At 71.6% G+C, this 17,950-nt stretch carries 14 protein-coding genes; 9 read left to right on the top strand and 5 right to left on the bottom strand.

Annotated features, from left to right (window positions below; translation table 11 throughout):
• Window positions 1-37: 37 nt before the first annotated feature.
• A complete protein-coding gene (locus F7Q99_RS31660) occupies window positions 38-1,525 on the bottom strand; it encodes a carboxylesterase/lipase family protein (RefSeq protein WP_153467929.1) in 1,488 nt (495 codons plus the stop codon).
• 61 nt (window positions 1,526-1,586) lie between these two features.
• The gene (locus F7Q99_RS31655; RefSeq protein ID WP_153467926.1) at window positions 1,587-4,721 is read right to left on the bottom strand and encodes a non-ribosomal peptide synthetase; all 3,135 of its coding nucleotides are present in this window, start codon (window positions 4,719-4,721) and stop codon (window positions 1,587-1,589) included.
• Between the two features lie 1,666 nt (window positions 4,722-6,387).
• Between F7Q99_RS31655 and hppD the strand changes: the two genes are divergently transcribed.
• The 5 genes from hppD to F7Q99_RS31630 all read left to right on the top strand — a co-directional run bounded on the left by hppD (window position 6,388) and on the right by F7Q99_RS31630 (window position 12,085).
• On the top strand, window positions 6,388-7,524 hold the full coding sequence (hppD, locus tag F7Q99_RS31650; RefSeq protein ID WP_153467923.1) for a 4-hydroxyphenylpyruvate dioxygenase: 1,137 nt from the start codon (window positions 6,388-6,390) through the stop codon (window positions 7,522-7,524).
• A complete protein-coding gene (locus tag F7Q99_RS31645; RefSeq protein WP_153467921.1) occupies window positions 7,521-8,696 on the top strand; it encodes an alpha-hydroxy acid oxidase in 1,176 nt (391 codons plus the stop codon). The genes hppD and F7Q99_RS31645 overlap by 4 nt, the downstream gene beginning before the upstream one ends.
• 11 nt (window positions 8,697-8,707) lie before the next feature.
• Window positions 8,708-10,012, top strand: coding sequence for an aminotransferase-like domain-containing protein (locus F7Q99_RS31640; RefSeq protein ID WP_153467918.1), 1,305 nt, complete (start codon window positions 8,708-8,710; stop codon window positions 10,010-10,012).
• A 337-nt stretch (window positions 10,013-10,349) separates the two neighbouring features.
• Complete coding sequence (locus F7Q99_RS31635; RefSeq protein ID WP_153467916.1) at window positions 10,350-10,529, top strand: hypothetical protein; 180 nt, start codon at window positions 10,350-10,352, stop codon at window positions 10,527-10,529.
• A 419-nt stretch (window positions 10,530-10,948) separates the two neighbouring features.
• The gene (locus F7Q99_RS31630; protein ID WP_326847383.1) at window positions 10,949-12,085 is read left to right on the top strand and encodes an FAD-dependent oxidoreductase; all 1,137 of its coding nucleotides are present in this window, start codon (window positions 10,949-10,951) and stop codon (window positions 12,083-12,085) included.
• 71 nt (window positions 12,086-12,156) lie between these two features.
• Here the strand turns inward: F7Q99_RS31630 and F7Q99_RS31625 are convergent, their stop codons facing one another.
• A complete protein-coding gene (locus F7Q99_RS31625; RefSeq protein ID WP_153467910.1) occupies window positions 12,157-12,528 on the bottom strand; it encodes a MerR family transcriptional regulator in 372 nt (123 codons plus the stop codon).
• A gap of 127 nt (window positions 12,529-12,655) precedes the next feature.
• Here F7Q99_RS31625 and F7Q99_RS31620 point away from each other — a divergent pair, with 127 nt between their 5' ends.
• Together F7Q99_RS31620 and F7Q99_RS31615 are read left to right on the top strand one after the other, a co-directional pair.
• On the top strand, window positions 12,656-13,321 hold the full coding sequence (locus tag F7Q99_RS31620; RefSeq protein WP_153467907.1) for a class II aldolase/adducin family protein: 666 nt from the start codon (window positions 12,656-12,658) through the stop codon (window positions 13,319-13,321).
• Complete coding sequence (locus F7Q99_RS31615; protein ID WP_153467904.1) at window positions 13,318-13,740, top strand: carboxymuconolactone decarboxylase family protein; 423 nt, start codon at window positions 13,318-13,320, stop codon at window positions 13,738-13,740. Before F7Q99_RS31620 ends, F7Q99_RS31615 begins: the two co-directional genes overlap by 4 nt.
• An 870-nt stretch (window positions 13,741-14,610) precedes the next feature.
• Here F7Q99_RS31615 and F7Q99_RS31610 read toward each other — a convergent pair.
• Entirely contained in the window at window positions 14,611-15,453 is an 843-nt protein-coding gene (locus F7Q99_RS31610) for an alpha/beta fold hydrolase (RefSeq protein ID WP_153467901.1), read from the bottom strand.
• 4 nt (window positions 15,454-15,457) lie between these two features.
• A complete protein-coding gene (locus F7Q99_RS31605; RefSeq protein WP_153467898.1) occupies window positions 15,458-16,099 on the bottom strand; it encodes a dihydrofolate reductase family protein in 642 nt (213 codons plus the stop codon).
• A gap of 390 nt (window positions 16,100-16,489) precedes the next feature.
• Here F7Q99_RS31605 and F7Q99_RS31600 point away from each other — a divergent pair, with 390 nt between their 5' ends.
• Window positions 16,490-17,122, top strand: coding sequence for an RNA polymerase sigma factor (locus tag F7Q99_RS31600; protein WP_153467894.1), 633 nt, complete (start codon window positions 16,490-16,492; stop codon window positions 17,120-17,122).
• Complete coding sequence (locus tag F7Q99_RS31595; RefSeq protein WP_153467891.1) at window positions 17,119-17,934, top strand: hypothetical protein; 816 nt, start codon at window positions 17,119-17,121, stop codon at window positions 17,932-17,934. Before F7Q99_RS31600 ends, F7Q99_RS31595 begins: the two co-directional genes overlap by 4 nt.
• Window positions 17,935-17,950 lie beyond the last annotated feature (16 nt).

Genomic DNA, 17,950 nt, shown 5'->3' with positions numbered 1-17,950 from the left:
GCGCGTCGGCGAACGGACCCCGCGACCATGCCACGGCTCATTCCGTGGCGGGGACGCGGATTCCTTCCCAGACCAGCCGGCGTTCCCGCTGCGGGTCCACCTCGGTCCGCGACGGATGGTCGATGATGCGGGTGTTCCGTTGCGCCACCGTGTATTCCGGCCAGGAGGCGAGCGGCCGGCCGGTACGAGCGAAGGCCAACCAGTTGTCCTGGACCTCGTCCTGCACGGCGCGAAATCCCTGCCGCCCGCCGGCCAGGGTCAACAGCCGTACCGGCACGCTGTCGACGCCACCGAACACCGGCAGCAGTTCGATCCCGTGCACGGCCCCCAACCCGGCAAGACGCAACGCGCGCGGTGCGAAGTCGAAGCGGTAGCAGAACGTGGCGGCCCGGCCGCTGTGCCCTTCGAGCACCGCCTGCATCGGTCGCCACAGCACGAAGTCCGTGCTGACCTGGATCGCGGCCGCCCGCTTCGGATAGCCGGGGTAGGCGGCGACCACCCGCTCGTGGTCGGCGCCGCAGCGCTCCAGCGCGGCGCGCAGCACGGGCGCGGTGGTCGGCACGGTGGCGTCGAACTGGGACACGGTGCATTCATCGCGATTGGTGCCGACGATCAGCGGCACCGCCTGCGCGCTGCCCGCGGTGATGGCGTCCAACGGGTCCAGCGGCAGGAAGCCGCCGTCGACCACCGGTGCGATCGGGTAGCTGCCGGGAAAGGCTCGCACCACGTCCCGCAGCGCCCGCTCGGCGGCCTGGCAGAGGTCCTTCGCGGCCGCCGTGGTCAATGCCCGCGCCGCGGAGTCCGGGGTGACGCCGAGCCGGCCGAGGAGCCGGCGGGCGAACCGGCGGGCCTCTTCGACGTCCACGGCGGCCCAGTCCGCGGCCGGGCTCTGCGCGATCGCGGAGTGGAACAGCCCGGCCGCGGTCGGGGTCGACATCAGCGTCAGCACCGCGTCCGCGCCCGAGGACTCGCCGAAGACGGTGACGTTGTCCGGATCGCCGCCAAAAGCGGCGATGTTGCGACGCACCCACCGCAACGCCGCCATCTGGTCCCGCAGGCCGAGGTTCGACTCGAAGGGCCGATCAGCGGTGGAGAACTCGGTGAAGTCGACGTAGCCGAGCGCGCCCAGCCGGTAGTTGAGCGTCACCACCACGACATCGCCACGCGCGGCCAGCGAGTCACCCGGATACCGGGCCGCGGTGTCGAAGAGGTAACCGCCGCCGTGGATGAAGACCATGACGGGTCGTGGCCGCGCCGAGGGTCGCGGGGGCGCGGTCACGTTCAGGGTCAGGCAGTCCTCGCCGGTCGGGCGCATGCCCACCATCGGGTTGCGGCGCTGTACGGCCGCGTTCTTGAACCGGGTGGCGTCGCGTACGCCCGTCCACGGCCGCACCGGTTGCGGTGCCCGGAACCGCAACTCCCCGACCGGTGCGGCCGCGTAGGGGATGGACCGCCACTGCAGCGCGCGCGGGGCCCGTCGTCCGCGGACGACGCCGTCCGCGGTCTCGACGTCAGTCGTGAGCATCGTGCCTCTCTTCGTAAGGGATACCGAGGGACCCCGCGCTTGTCGGTGACGTGTTGACGGGTTATGCCAATGCGGCCGGACCCGCGCGCAGGACATGCTGGAACGCGTCGGCGAAGTCCTCCGCGAACTCCACGGGGAACCGGTCCGTCCACACCCACACGTTCAGCCGTACGCCGCCGTCGGCGGCGTACCAGACCTCGGTCTCCAGCTCGCTCAGCGTCGTCGGAGCGTCCAGGCGGACGAACTCGGAGCGGCAGGACGGCAGCATCAACTCCGGATCGCTCAGGTTCTCCACCAGGAGCACCGGCAGCCGCCCCAGGGCTTCTCGGCCCATCCCGGCGAGCACCGGCATGGCCGCCTCGGCGAAGGACACGTCCTGGGCGGCGAGTGCGGCGCCGACCGCCTTGCCAGCGCTGTCCCACAGGTCGCCTCCGGCGGACGAGGGGCGCAGGCGCAGGCACAGCATGTCCATGCGGGTGGAGATGGACCGGCTGGGGTCGCCGGCCCAGCTGGAGAACGGCACCAGGAGGCCGAACTCGTCCTGGCCGGACAGCTTTCGCAGGAGCGTGCCGTAGGCCGCGGCCAGCGCGACCAGCCTGGTCGACCCTAGGTCGCGGACGACGGCGTCCCACGGCTCCATCTCCCGGCCGGAGACCTGCCGGGAGACCGACACCCGGGGGCCGTCGGTGGCCTGCGAGGACTGCCGCCGCGGCAGGGCGAGCTGCGGGAGGCCGTCGAGTTCCTGCTTCCAGTAGCCGAGTTGGGCGTCCAGGTCGGCGGCCGCGCGCCGCCGGCGGTAGATGTCGGCGATCTCGGCCAGCGTCTGGGCCGGCTGCGCGAACTCTGGAGCCCGACCGAGCAGTCGTGCCTGGTAGGCGGTGGCCAGGTCGGCGGCCATCGGCTCCTGGGACGCACCGTCGAACGCCACGTGGTGGACGATGAGACCGAACAGCAGACGTCCGCTGTTGGTGCTGCGGACCATCGCGCAGCGCCAGATCCTGCCCTCGGCGAGCGACAGGGGCCGGTACAGCGCGGCGTGCAGCGCGGCCACCGCGTCGTCCTCCGTCTGCTCGTCCGGCAGCTGCCGGAGGTCCGGTCCGGCCACGTCGGCGGACGGCACCGCGATCGGGCCGGGGTCCATCAGATACCGCGAGTGCAGCGCCTGGTGCCGGCCGTGGACGTCGAGGATCGCCTGGGACAGCGCCTCGACGTCCGGGGTGCCGTCGATCCACCAGGCCATCGAGCAGAGGTACGCGAGATCCGAGGCCTCGGAGATTCCCTCCCACAGGGCCAGCGCGTAGTGCACGGGCAGTGCGATCGGCCCGGCAGCCTGTTCCGTCACGGTGTCGGGCACAGCGGTCGGCGCACCGGGCTCGGCGATGCCGGCGTCCAGCAGCGGCTTCAGCGCGACCGCGAGGTCCCGCACGGTCGAGGTCACGAACACCTGTGAGGCCGGCACCGCCACCCCGAACTCGGCGGCCACCTTCGCGCAGAGCCGGGCCGCGTCGAGCGAGTTGGCACCCAGCTCGAAGATCGAGCGGTCCGGTGGGACGGGGCCGCGGTCGAGGATCTGGCCGAACACGGCCGCCAGGCGCGCCTCGACGGGGTCCAGCGAAAAGTGCGCCCCCGGCGCGGAGTCGTCCGGGTGGTCCTCCTCGGCGGCGAGTCGTTCGACCGCCCGCTGATCGACCTTGCCGGTGGCCAGCAACGGCATCGCCGCCAACCGGCGGATCCGGTCGGGCACGAGGTAGCCGGGCAGCCGGGCGGCCAGCTCGGCGCGCACGCCCAGCTCGTCGGGCGCGCTCTCACCGCGGCCGGCGTAGCACAGGCACAGGCTGCGGCCTCGTCCCTGCGGACCCTCGACCGTTACCACCACGGCCGCCGTGACCCCGGCGATGCGCGCGGCGGCCCGCTCGATCTCGGCCGGCTCGATCCGGTGGCCGCGGATCTTGACCTGCCGGTCGAGGCGGCCGTCGAAGTACAGCACGTGCTCGGCCGAGTAGTGCCCGAGGTCGCCGGTCCGGTACACCCGCAGGGTCTGCCCGTCCACGGTGATCTCGGGGAACTTCTTCGCCGTGAGCTCCGGGTCGCCGAGGTAGCCCGACGCGAGCCCGGTCCCGGCGATGCACAGTTCACCCGTCTCGCCCGGGCCGCAGGGCCGGTCTCCGTCCAGCACGAAGATCTTCGTCCCGTTGAGCACCCGGCCCAGCGGAACGCCTCCGGGGTCGACACAGTCCTCGACCGTGACCCGGCGTGCGGTCACCACCGCGGTGGACTCCACCGGACCGTACATGTTGTTCAGTTCGACGGCCGGGAAGCGTTGCACGAATCGCCCCATGTGGGCGGCCGACGCACGCTCACCGCCGGTGATCAGCCAGCGCAGCCCCTCGAACGCGTCGAGGTCCTCGTCGACGATCAGATTGAACAGCGAGGCCGTCAGGGAGGCGCCGTTGACCCCGTGCTCGGCCACGATCCGGCGGAGCGTGGCCGGCACCAGCACCGGATCGTCGAGGAACACCGCCGTGCCGCCGCCCAGCAGGACGCCCCAGCCGTCGAGGCAGAACCCGTCCCAGGTCGCCGGCGCGAGCTGCGGAACGACGTTGCCGGGGCCGTAGGCGGCGAAGTCGCAGTCCGCGAAGAGGCGGACCATGCCACTGTGGGGAACGACGCTCGCCTTCGGCTCGCCGGTCGATCCCGAGGTGAAGAACACGGCGCACGGCTCGTCGCCACGCAGCTCGATGCGGTGCGGTTCGCGTCCTGCGGTGACGGCGTTGTGGGCGTCCTGGACGCCGGGCGGCGCCACGACCGGGACGGGCCACCCGCCCGCCGCGGAGGTCACGAGCACCTTCGCGTCCAACGCCGTGATCAGCGAGGTGAGCCGCTCGTGCGGCCACCGGACGTCGAGGGCGGAATAGGCGGCGCCGCACTCGAGCACCGCCAGCAGCGTGGCGACGAGCTCCGGGGTGCGGTCCATGAGCACAGGCACCAGATCGCCCCGCCCGACGCCGTGGCTCGCGAGCTCGACGGCGTAGTCGTCGGCGAGCGCCTGCAGTTCGCGGTAGGTCACCCGCCGGTCGCCGGACACGATCGCCACAGCGGACGGCCATTCTTCCGCGCACCACCGGAACAGTCCGTGCACCGTCTCGATGCCGTGACGCTCCCCGGTGGTTTTCTGTACGCGACTGTCATGTTCCATCGGAACCACGATGTCCCCCGTGATTGTGGAATTTCTGTCTTCTCTGGATCGATCGCCGCACGGCTGTCTCGGATTTGCCGTGCCGCGCAGGCTGGAGGACTCCTCGCCGCCTCATTGCGGCGTTCGTGTGCGTCGAGGACGGCGGGCGCGTACCCCCACCCGCCGACGCCCTCCTGGCTCTCCGTCATGTGCGAACAGGTCGTCAGGTTGCCATCGTCTCACGACGACAGGCCTGAGACTTTCGCCGCATGTCGCACGTTTGGACACTACCCTTACAGCGTAAGTGCCATCAACACGAGGCGACTTGCTGTCTTCGCGCGCATGCGGTCGACCCGGGCCGGGTGCTGGCGGCCGCGGTTGACTTTGCTGACCGGTCAGGCCGCGCCGCGTCCATGGGATCGGCCGGGGACGCATACGACAGCGCCCGCGCCTCGGCCGCTCGGCAGTCCCTGGCCTCCCGGCTCGACTCCCTCGCCGAGACCGGCGTCACCCTTGCAGGCCCTTGAACCGCGGACCGCTGTCGGATTTTTCTGTTATGCACCGTCCTCTTTCACTTTTCACATTCGCCGAACTCGACACGAAGAGGCCATCGGGCCCACCTCATTCGCGGCAAGTTGGCCAGACCTTGCCAAGTTCGCCGGACCCTGCCGTAGATCACTTGACGCGATGCTTTTGAGCACATCTACTGATCTTCGAGCCGCCGACCGGGCGGCTGCCGTTCCATTGACAATGTCTTAGAGAATCTGTTCCACAGGACAAGAGAACGCCCAGCCGAATGACCTTGTGCCGGGCGACGGGGGAGCGGTCTAATCCAGCACCGTGCGCGCTGGAATTGACCCATGAGTTCGCGAGACGAGTTCATCCCTTCTCTCCGGTCTTGCGCCGTGCCGGGAATGGCTCTGCCGTTCCGGCAGGCCCGGGGGATTTACACGCGTGTCGGCCATGACTGCTCCGTCGGCATGCCTAAGGGGGTGAGCATGACCGACAAGCTGGGCTTTGCCCACGGAAGCCACGTCTACCGTCGGCCTCCGGGGAGGACGTGTTCACGCGGTATCAGAGCCGGGTCGCGGGCCGTCCGGGCGCGCCGGTGACGGTGGCCCGGCTCGGAGCGGTCCACCTTCCGCTCGGGCCTGGGCCGGGCAACCCCCGACTGGCCGACCTCCTGGCGGAGTTGCGCATCACGGCGGTCATCGGATCCTCGGAGACCGTGCCGGGAGCAGGACCACAAGTCGAGCTTCCCGTTCCCTCCGCCGGCGCCAACGCCGCCCCTGTCACGGCCGCGGAGTTCACCAGCGGCCTCCCCGCGACCCGGGTCGGCGGCACGGACGCGCAAGGCGCCGATCGAGATCCCGGAAGGGCACACTAGCTTCCACCACTGCCGGACCCACCACTGCAGCCGGCCTGACCGGTCGGCCGAGCCCCGCCGCGCCATCTCGCCGCACCGTCCAGGACGGCGGCGCGAACGCGTACCGGGAGTTCCCGCTCGCGGACGGCAACCCGGCCGCCTACCACCTGACGTGCTGGTGCGCAGGACACCGCAGCGGACTCCGGACTGCGCCGACCCCGAGTCCTGCCCGGCCGTTCGGGACACGCACGCGCAGACCGTCTCCGAGTGAGCCCCCCCCATGGGCCAACCAGACCATAGGAAGAATCGGGATATCCGCGTATGACCATCACAGAAGACTTCGAACGTCACGATCAGCCGCAGCACGACGCCGCCCTTCCGGTCGACGACCTCCGACTGGACCATGTGGAGCTCTACGTCGAGGACCTGGACCGCGAGGCCGCCGAGTGGACCAGCAGGTACGGCTTCGCCGTCGTCGGCACCGCAGGCGGGCCGGAGGAGGGCTTCCGCAGCCTCGCCCTGCGTCAGGGCAGGATCCTCCTGGTGCTCACCGAAGGCACCGACGACGAGCACCCGGCCACCATCTACGTCCATCTCCACGGCTCCGGCGTGGCCCGCATCGCCCTGAGCACCGGCGACGTGGAAGCCGCCTTCGCCCATGCGGTGGACCGCGGAGCCCGACCCTTGGCCACCCCGGCCCGCACCCCGGGGACGGGCGTCGTCGCCGCCGAGGTCTCCGGCTTCGGGGACGTCGTGCACACCCTGGTCGAACGAGACGGCACCGACGGGCTTCCGGCGGGGTTCCGGCATGTCGAGGCCGACGCCTCCGCGCAGACGCCCGCCGCAGACGCCCCCGGGCTGGTGGAGATCGACCACTTCGCCGTGTGCGTGAACGTCGGTGAGCTCGAGGAGATGGTCGCGTTCTACCAGCAGTCCTTCGGGTTCAGGGAGATATTCGAGGAGCGCATCGCCGTCGGATCGCAGGCGATGCTGTCGAAGGTGGTGCAGAGCCGCGGCGGTGACATCACCTTCACGGTCATCCAGCCGGACCCGGACGCCGACCCCGGCCAGATCGACGACTTCCTGAAGAACCACGGCGGCTCGGGCGTCCAGCACATCGCGTTCTCGAGCGAGGACGCCGTCGGCTCGGTCCGCGCCCTGGCCCGCGGCGGTGTGGAGTTCCTGAGCACCCCCGCGACGTACTACGAACTGCTCGGCCGACGGGTGGAGTTGCGCCGGCACGGCCTGGAGGCGCTGCGCGAGCTGAACCTGCTCGTCGACGAGGACCACGGCGGACAGCTCTTCCAGATCTTCACCCGGTCCACGCACCCGCGGCGCACCCTCTTCTTCGAGGTCATCGAGCGGCTCGGCGCCGAGACGTTCGGCTCCTCCAACATCAAGGCCCTGTACGAGGCCGTCGAGCTGGAGCAGCTGCGGCAGAACGGTCCCGCCCGATGACAGCCGTCCCCGCCACGTTCGCACCCGAGGACCTCCTCAGCCCGGCCGACTTCGAACGGGCTGCGGCCGCCCTGCTGCCCGCCCCCGTACGGGACTTCGTGGCAGGCGGCAGCGGGACGGAGCTCACCCTCGCCGCCAACCGGGCCGCGTTCGACCAGGTGCGCATCGTGCCGCGGGCCCTGCGCGACGTGTCGGGCTGCGCCCTGGCAACCACCCTGCTCGGGCGCCCGGTGTCCATGCCGGTGGCCACCGCACCGGTCGGCTACCAGAAGCTGGTGCACCCCGAGGGCGAACTCGCCGCCGCATGCGCGGCGAAGGAGGCCGGGATCCCGTTCACCGTGGGCACGTTGAGCAGCTACACGCTGGAAGAGGTGGCCGCCGTCGGGGCGACGACCTGGTTCCAGCTCTACATGCTGCGCGATCGCGACCAGTCGTTCGACCTCGTACGCCGTGCCGAGGACGCCGGCTGCGCTGCGGTGATGCTCACGGCCGACGTGCCGTGGATGGCCCGGCGCCGGCGCGACCTGCGCAACGGCTTCGCCCTGCCGGACGACGTGGTGGCGGCGAACCTCTCCGCGGGCACCGGATCGGCGGCCCACCGTGCGGCTTCGGGCGAGTCCGCTGTGGCCCGGCACACCGCCGCGGCCTTCGCCCCGTCCCTCAACTGGGCGGACCTCGAGGAACTACGGCGTCGCACCCGACTGCCGCTGCTGGTGAAGGGCGTGCTCGACCCCGCGGACGCCGCCCGAGCGGCCGAGTGCGGGGTGGACGCCGTCGTCGTCTCCAACCACGGCGGGCGCCAGCTCGACGGCGCTGTGGCGAGCATCGACGTGCTGGCCGAGGTGTGCACGGCGGTGGCCGGGCGCTGCGAGGTGCTGCTCGACAGCGGGATCCGCAGCGGTGTAGACGTGCTGAAGGCGCTCGCGCTCGGGGCGAGCGGCGTCCTCGTCGGCCGTCCGCTGCTGTGGGGACTCGCCACGGGCGGCACCGAAGGCGCGCACCGGGTCCTCGAACTGCTCGCGACCGAGCTGCGAGACGCCCTCGGGCTCGCCGGGTGCTCCGAGGTGGGCGCGGCACGGTCCCTGCGAACCTTCCGGGGGCCGTGGCCCGCGGACCGCACCGGTGCGGCGTACAGGGAAAACGGCGGAGTCGAAGGGACGGTCCAGCGGTGACACGGCAGCACATGGAGACCCTGTTGCACACCTCGGCGCTGCACGCCTCGCTCGAGGACGACGCACTGAACTCGATGAACTTCCTCAACGAGATCGCCCAGCGGTTCCCGGACGCGATCTCCTTCGCCGCCGGGCGCCCCTACGAGGGATTCTTCGACTCCGGTCTCGTCCACGACTACCTCCGGCGCTTCGAGCAGTACCTGAGGGAGGAGAAGGGGTACGACGAGGCCCAGGTGCGCCGGACACTGTTCCAGTACGGGCGGACCAAGGGCATCGTCCACGAGCTGATCGCCCGTCATCTGGAGCTGGACGAGGGCATCATCGTGGACCCGGAGTCCGTGGTGGTCACCGTGGGGTGCCAGGAAGCGATGTTCCTGGTGCTCCGGGCGCTGCGCGCGGACGAGCGGGACGCAGTCCTCGCGATGTCGCCCAGCTACGTGGGTCTCAGCGGGGCCGCCCGGCTGGTGGACATGCCGGTGCTGGAGGTCGCCGAGGGACCGGACGGCGTGGACCTCGACCGCCTCGAAGAGGCGGTGCTGGGAGCACGGGCACGCGGCATGCGGCCCCGCGCCTGCTACCTGGTGCCGGACTTCTCCAACCCTTCGGGCAGTCAGCTCAGCCTGGCGAACCGTCACCTGCTCCTCGACCTCGCGGAACGGCTCGACCTGCTGTTGTTGGAGGACAACCCGTACGGGTACTTCGGTGCCGACGGTGAGCGGTTGCCCACCCTGAAGTCGCTCGACACCCGGGGCAGGGTCGTCTACCTGGGGTCGTTCGCGAAGACCGGTCTGCCCGGCGCCCGGATCGGGTACGCGGTGGCGGACCAGCGCGTCGCCACCGCCACCGGCCGGGTCGGGCTGCTGGCCGACGAACTCTCGAAGATCAAGAGCATGCTCACGGTGAACACCTCGCCCATTGCCCAGGCGGTGATCGCGGGAAAGCTCCTGACCCACGACTGCAACCTCTACGGCGCCAACGAACGCGAGATCGCCCTGTACCGCGACAACCTCAGGCGGCTGCTCGCGGGCCTGGAGCGGCACTTCCCACGCGACGGCGGCTCGGGGGTGAGCTGGAACGTGCCCCGTGGCGGGTTCTTCACCGTACTGACAGTGCCGTTCCCGGCGGACGACGCACTGTTGGAGATCTCCGCGCGCGACCACGGCGTGCTGTGGACGCCCATGAGCTACTTCAGCTCCGACCCCGCGGCCGCGCACCAACTCCGCCTGTCCTACAGCCAAGTGACCGTCGAACAGATCGATCAAGGCCTCGAACGCCTCGCCGCACTTGTCACGAGCCGACAGCCAGGCTCGGCCTGAAGCCCGGCTGAAGTGTGCCCCCATACCCAGTACTCCCGCAGCGTTTCCCGCTGTCCGGGCTGGTCAGAGGTCCGCGCCGGGACCTTGCGGGCCCGGAGCTGGCCACAGCAGCTGGCCGAGGATGCCAATGCGGCCATCCGGGTGCCTTCCGGACACCTCGCGAGCGGGAGACGCCCAGCGAGGGGTATGTCGTCTCGCACGAGATGACCTCGGGACCCGTGAGGAGACCAGCGTGTACGCAGCGGTACGGCGGTACGAAGGGGTGACCGATCCTGCGGAGGCAGGTCGCCGAGTGGCCGAGGGATTCGTGCCGCTCCTTCGCCAGGTTCCCGGATTCGTGGCCTACTACTGGGTCGACGCCGGGGACGGAGTGATGGTCTCCACCAGCGTCTTCAGCGAGCAAGCCGGGGCCGAGGAATCGATCCAGAGGGCGGCGGACTTCGTGCGGGACAACCTCACGTCACTGCTCCCCAACCCTCCCCAGGTCACCGCCGGCCAGGTTGTGGCTGCCGGGTAGCGACCTCCGCAGGGACCTTTTTTGCGGACCTGCGGTCAGAGCCGTAGTGCTCCCCGCTGGCGGCCGGATAGCTCGCCCCAGCGGCGGCCAGACAATCTGGACCCGTACTTCGCGGGTCGTTGATTCGTACGGTTCGGGTCCGGAAACGGTCTCCCGGGCCGGTGCGGTGGCGTCGGATCGGGTGTGTCGATGACTTCCCGGTCCCGCGGCCACGGTCTGTGCGTCAGCGCCTCGAGTGCGTGGTGACGTCCGTGGTGGAGAAGCGTCTGAGCCGGGGCCGGCGTCGTACCGGTCGGATGCCAGCGGCCCGCCGGTCCGTACCGGCGGCCTGTCAGCCGTCTGACGGTACGGCCCGGCACCGTTGCGCAAGGACCCGCCGGCACCCGGCCGGAGGGCCCGCAACAGGCAAGGACCCACCAGTGGCCACTGACATCACGATCATCGGCGCCGGGCTCGGCGGCCTCACCCTCGCCCGCGTCCTGCACGTCCATGGCATCCCCGCCACCGTCTACGAGGCAGAGGCCTCCCCGACAGCGCGCACGCAGGGCGGCATGCTCGACATCCACGACGACACCGGCCAGTCGGCGGTGCGCGCGGCCGGGCTGACGGACGAGTTCCGCGACCTCGTCCTGGAGGGCCGCCAGGCGCTGCGCATCCTCGACCGGGACGGCAGCGTCCTGTTCGAGAAGACCGACGACGGCACCGGAGGACGCCCCGAGGTGCAGCGCGGCGAACTGCGGCAACTGCTGCTCGACGCGCTCCCGGCCGGCACCGTCCGCTGGGGGCGCAAGGTCGGCGGCGTCCGAGCCCTCGGCGACGGCCGCCACGAGGTGTCCTTCGCCGACGGCGCCACCCTCGTCACGGACCTGCTCGTCGGCGCGGACGGCGCCTGGTCGAAGGTGCGGCCGCTGCTGTCCGACGCCGCTCCCGAGTACTGCGGCATGTCGTTCGTCGAGGCCTACCTGCACGACGCCGACACCCGACACCCCGCCACCGCGAAGGCGGTCGGCGGCGGGTCGATGTTCGCGATCGAGCCGGGGCGCCGACAGCTGGCCGCCCACCGGGAGAAGGACGCGACCCTGCACACCTACGCGATGCTGTCCCGACCCCAGGAATGGTTCGCCGGCACCGACTTCACCGACCCGGCCGCGGCCACCGCCCGGATCGCGCGGGAATTCGACGGCTGGGCCCCGGAACTCACCGCACTGATAACCGACAGCGACACCGCACCGCTGCTGCGCCCCCTCTACGCCCTGCCGACCGGGCATCGGTGGGAGCGGATGCCCGGCGTCACCCTGGTCGGCGACGCCGCCCACCTCGCCGTCCCGAACGGCGAGGGCGCCAACCTGGCCATGCTCGACGGCGCCGAACTCGGCCTCGCCCTCGCCGCTCACCCCGACGACACTGAGGCCGCACTCACCGCCTACGAGCGGGCCATGTTCCCCCGCGCCGCCCGGTCCGCCGCCGAGGGCGCGGAGTTGAGCGAACTCCTCCACGGCGACGACGCACCCCACGGCCTGATCGCCCTATTCGGCGAGGGCGAGCACACCCCCTGAGCCGCCGCCGGGCGGGCCGGCACTTCCCAGGCCGGCCCGCCCGCTCCCCGGCCCGCCGGTCGCCCTGGTCGTCACCGACGCCAGGTCGCCATCTGCTCCTGGAACGTGGGACAGGCGACAATGTCCTGCTTGCTGCACTGCAGGGCATGCGCCAGCAGCTGGTGGGCGTGGTCGAGGTCGACCATGAGCTGCTCGATTTCGGCGAGCTTGGTTCGGATCATTGCTGCTCTGCGTGGCTGGTCCTCTTGGAACTCCCTGATCTGGGCGAGGGTCAGCCCGGCCTGCTGGCACTTACGCAGCAGCACGATCCGCTCGGCGGCCTCCGGCGGATAGCGGCGTTGCCCGCTCTGGCGTTCGGGTGTCGGCAGCAGGCCGTGGCGCTCCCAGAACCGGATGGCGGAGGCGGGCACTCCGGTGAGCTCCGCGAGTCGGCCGATCGTCATAAGCACGTCATTCCCCCCGCTCTCACTCGGACGCTTGACTTGAACCTTAGTTCAAGTCAGAGGCTGCAGTTACGCGGGCCGACGGCGCAACAGCGGCCGCCGGCCAGGAGACTTGGAGAGGCTGCGAATGACAGACACACCTGAACTGAACGACCCGGCTCACCAGCTCGTCGAGGCTGCCAGGCAGCTCTTCGTCGCGGGAGTGATGTCGCATTCCGGTCACGCCAACCTGAGCGTGCGGCTCGACGGCGGGCGTTTCCTGCTTTCCCCGGGGTGGGTGCGTGATCTGCGGTCCGAACAGTTGGCGACCCTCAACCTCGACGGACAGGTCCTGGATGGCGAACTGAAGTCCGCAGGTGCCGAGATCATCGCCATGCACAGCATCGTCTACCGCGCCCGCCCGCAGGTGGGTGCGGTGATCCACACCCACTCACCCGCCGCGACCGCCTTCGCGGTGGCCCACCGGCCGCTGCCGTGTCGCACCGAGCCGATGCTCCGCTTCGGGCAGGCCGAGGAGGTGCCGGTGGTGCCCTGGGGGCCGCGCGGGTCGGACGTCTCGGTCCGGGGCGTCGCCGAGGTCCTGGAACGCCGCCCGACGACGGCCGCGGTCCTGCTGGCCAACCACGGCCTGCTGGTCTTCGGCGCCGACGCACAGGCTGCCGCCCGCCTGGTGATGGCGATCGAGGAGAGCGCCGAGGCGGAGATCGCGGCGCGAGCGCTCGGCGGGGCCGTGGACTTCCCCGACGGCGCCCTGGAGGCCGTTCGCGCTTCGATGGCCCGGGTTGCCTCATGACGGACGACGACCGCACGACGGACGGCGACCTCGCCCAGCGCGCCGAGGCCCTGCGGGACCGCTACCGCACGACGCTGGGCGCCGTCCCTCACGGGGCGGAGGACCGGCTGCACGTGGCCCGGACCCTCGGCCGACTCCACACGGAGGAGGCCTTCATGACGCTGCGACACATCGTGCTGACCGACAACCCGCTCGGCGCACGGGTCCAGCAACTCGTCCACTTCGGCCAGCTGCTGGCGCTCGGCCGCCCGGGTCCCGCCCGGATCCACGCCCGCGGAGCCCTGCACGCGGGGGCCGAGCTCGCCGAACTCGCCGGCGTGGCCGAAACCGCGCTGATCACCTCGGGCACGCCGGCCTATGCGCTCGGCATCGAGATCATCAGCGAACTCCTGCGGGGCGAGGAGGACACGGCAGGCTGAGCGCAGGGCTCGGAGACGACCGGGGACAGCTCGAGGGTCGCCGGGTCGAGGTGTGGGGCTTCGGTCGGGGCGCTGCGGTGCGGCCGCGCACCGCCTGGTTGTGGCTGCGGGGGCGCGACCGACAGCATGGGGCGGCCCGGGCGTGATCGCCGCGCTGGCGTAGCCGCGGGTGCGCGGCCAACCCGCGCACCCGCACGCTGGAGACGGCCGGCCCGCCGTCTGAACCCCGAGCGGGCCGGCGGGTCGGCTTCCCGCAACTACCGGAAGTGCACCACGATCTCGATGTGCCGAAGCGCGAAGATCGGTGCCGGGAGCAGGTAGGAGCGGATTCGTTCGTGATCGTTCCTCTCGTCCCGTGTGGGTCCGATGGCTGTGGACCGTATGCGGGGGAGAGGGCCGATCAAGAGGGCGCCGGGAACGAATCCGTGCCGGGGAACGGGGATTCGCGCGACAGCAAGGACGGCGGAGCCCACACATCTCTGGCAGCCAGTCACCCTTGCTGACCCGCACGGTCAGCGGTCAGACCGGATGGGGCGAGCAGGCGGTACAGCAGAAGCCGCTCGCCGGGGGCTGCCGCCGTTCTGACCCGTGAACGGCCCGCAAACGCGGGCGAGGCCCGGCACCCAGTGGGCACCGGACCTCGTCCGACAGTGGAGCGCCAGGCCCGGGTTGCACGGACTCTCCCTACTGAAAGTAGGACGTGCTCTGGTAGCACCGCTGACGCCTGGCGAGGAATCATCTCCCTCGCGACGAGAAGAATATTAGCAGGTCAGCGGACCGCCCTCGACGTCGGGCTACCCGGCCCGCCGTGCCCGCACCCATCAGCCCCCAGCGGCTCACCCAACGCGTCCGCGCGGCGTCCGCCGTCCTCTATCCGAGCGTGAGCATCGCCTCGGCGACCTCGCCGACCGCCGCGTCGGGGATCGCGGTGGCGGCCTCCTTGAGGACGAGCAGCCGTGCCCGGGGGATCTCGCGCGCGAGCGCCTCGCCGTTGCCGACGGGGAAGAACGGGTCGCGGCGGCCGTGGACGACGAGCGTGGGGACCTCGATCTCGGGCAGGCGCTCGCGCCAGCGGGGTGTGCAGTCGAGCCTGGAGAACACCATGCCCATCTGGTTGGCCATCTGGACCGGGGGCGTGGTGCCGGGCGTGCGGTCCCAGATGCGCGCGGCGACGGCGCGCGCGGCGACGGGGTCGTCGCCGCGGATCTCCGCGCCGGCGGCGGCGAAATCCGCAACCGCCTCGCGGTCGGTCCAGTCGGGCATCGGACGCGCGAACAGCCGGCTCATCGTCGCCTGGTCATGGTCGGGGAGGTCGTCGTCGGGCGGGCCGGGGGCAACCGCGCGGGTGCCGACCAGGGTGAGCGCGGAGAACGTGCCCGGATGGTCGAGCACGGCCACCTGGGCGACCATCCCGCCGACGCCGATCCCCGCGAGGTGCGCAGGCCCCCCGCCGAGCGCGTCGGCAAGGGCCGCCGCATCGGCGGCGAGGCCGCGCAGGGTGTAGGCGGGTGCCTGCGGATCCGCTGTCGTCGACTCCCCGCTGTCGCGCAGGTCGTAGCGCACCACACGGCGCCCGCCGGCGGCGAGGCGCTCGCAGAGCGCGTCGGGCCAGGAGAGCATCGTCGTCCCGCCCGCGAGCAGGACGAGCGGCGCGTCGTCGTCACCGAACGACTCGATGCCCAAGGCGATCTCATTGGCGTTGACAGCGGTCATCGGATCACCGGGAGTCGTCGCGCCCGAGACCGCGGTCGGGCGCGCTCATGTCGCCCGTCCTGGGCGTGCCTTCGGCGAGCCCGTAACGCAGGAACACGGTGCCCGTGGGGCCGGCCACCGGCGGTTCGAGGAGCGTGACGTTCGTGGGCACCGCGCCACCGTCGAACACCTTCTTCCCGACGCCGAGCACGATCGGGTGCACCCAGAGGTCGAGACGGTCGAAGAGCTTCTCCCGCAGGAGGGTCTGCACCAGGTCCAGGCTCCCGACGACCTTCACGTGCTCGTGCCGCTCCCGGATCTCGCGCACCGCGCCGGCCAGGTCCGGGCCGAGCTGCGTGGACCCGGCCCACGGGAGCTCGGGCGTGCCGCGGGAGGCCACGTACTTCGGGACGCGGTTGAAGAGCTCGGCGATGTCGCCCTCCTTCTGGTGCGGCCAGTAGGCGGCGAAGATGTCGTAGGTGCGCCGGCCGAGCAGGAGGGCGTCCGTGCCCTCGTACGCGGCACCGATCTGCGCCCCGGTGACCTCGTCCAGCAGGGGCGCCTGCCAGCCGCCGAACGGGAACCCCACCGGGTCCTCGTCGGGTCCGCCGGGCGCCTGCGCGACGAGGTCGAGGGTCGCGAACAGCTCGATGTGGATGAGGCCCATGTCTGTACTCCCGATGAGTTGGTCGTCCCGGTCAAGATGTAGACCTGCCGGGGCCGGAAAACTCATCGCCGCGCCGGTACCCGGTTTCCGCACCGCCGACCGCCTCGCCCGGCACACCGCCCCCGGGCCGCCCCCGCCCCGCGGCCGCCGTCCGGCACCGCCCCCGGGCCGCCCCCGCCCCGCGGCCGCCGTCCGGCACCGCCCCCGGGCCGCCCCCGCCCCGCGGCCGCCGTCCGGCACCGCCCCCGTCCGGCTGCGCACCGGCAGGTCCTGCCCAGGCAGCGGACCGACACCGGCCGACGGTGAGCGCCGGAGCCATGTGATGTGCGTCATGGGAACTGGCTTGAGCTGTCGCACCAGATAGTGGGCGTGGACTATTCGGATCCAGAGATGCGGACTCGGGTGCGTGCCGGTGACCGGGACGCGTTCGGGCAGCTCTTCGACGCGTACGCGCGCTCGGTGTACAACCACGCGTTCCGGCTGACCGGGGAATGGTCGGCGGCGGAGGACGTGATGTCGCTGACCTTCCTGGAAGCATGGCGCCAGCACGGCCGGGTCAGTGCCGAGGGCGGGTCACTGCGGCCCTGGCTGCTGGGCATCGCCACCAAGCTGGTCAGCAACCAGCGCCGGGCCGCCCGGCGCCACCGGCAGGTGATGGCCCAACTGCCGCCCGTGCCCGAGGGCGTCCCCGACTTCGCGGAGGAGGCGGCCGGGCGGATCGACGACGCGGCGCGGATCGCCGCCCTGCAGGGCGCGTTGGCGCGGCTGCGGCGCCCCGACCGCGAGGTGCTGGCCCTGCGCGTGTGGGCCGGCCTGGACTACCAGGAGGCCGCCGAGGCCCTCGGCGTACCGGTCGGTACCGTTCGCTCACGGCTCTCCCGTGCCCGGGCCAAGCTGCACCGCCTCACCGAGACGGCCGTCAGCCGGGCCCCGCGGAAAGAAAGGGAACTCGGCCGCGACCCGCACCAGATAAGCAGTGGGCCCGCGACCGCGGCCCTGTCCCCCAAGGAGGCACACCAGTGAACGCCGACCAGCGGCCGGATCCGGTAGAGCGCGCCGAACCGCTCGGGCAACTGCCCCTGCCGGCCGAGCGTGACCTCCCGCCAGGACGCCACGCCCTACATCGGGAGCGCCTGATGAGCCGGATCGACCTCGACACCCCCGCCACCTCGCCCACCGCCTCACCCACCAGGCGGCCCGCCCGGCCGCGCTTGCGGCGACGGCTGGCCTTCACGCTCGCCGGCGCCCTCACCGCGGGCACGGCCGTGGTGGGCGTGACGCTGTACGACCGGGCGAACAGCGGGCCGCTGAGCTCCGCCGAGCTCTCCAGCTGGACCAGCACCCCGACCCCCGTGGACACCTCCACCGGCCCGGGCGCCACCACCCTGAAGTGGTGCCTGCACGGGATGCCGGGCGCCGGCGAGCCCGTCACGATCACCAACGCGGACCTCCGTGGCAAGGTCACCTCCATGGTGGTCGCCCGCGGCGGCACCGTCATGCTCTGCTACGTCGCCTCGAAGAACAGCGGTCTGACGATGTCGATCGGCGCTGTGAAGCCCGTCGCGCGCGATGTGATCACCTACGACACGGGTGGCTCCCACGGCAGCGGCTCGGCCACGTTCAACTACGCCGAGGGTCTCGTCGGGGCCGACGTCAAGGCGGTAACCATGAAGGACGCCGGGCGAACCTTCGAGGTCACCGTGCAGGACGGCCGCTGGACCGCCTGGTGGCCCGGCTCCGACCACGACAACGGTGGTGTGCCCGACTCGGTGACCCTCACCTTCGCCGACGGCACCACCCGCACCGTCACCGGGGACTCGCTGTTCGACAAGTAGGCCAGGTCGGCCGGTG

The organism is Streptomyces kaniharaensis, assembly GCF_009569385.1.
In the GTDB taxonomy this organism is placed as follows: Bacteria; Actinomycetota; Actinomycetes; order Streptomycetales; family Streptomycetaceae; genus Kitasatospora; species Kitasatospora kaniharaensis.
This window is presented reverse-complemented; position numbering and strand designations above follow the sequence as displayed.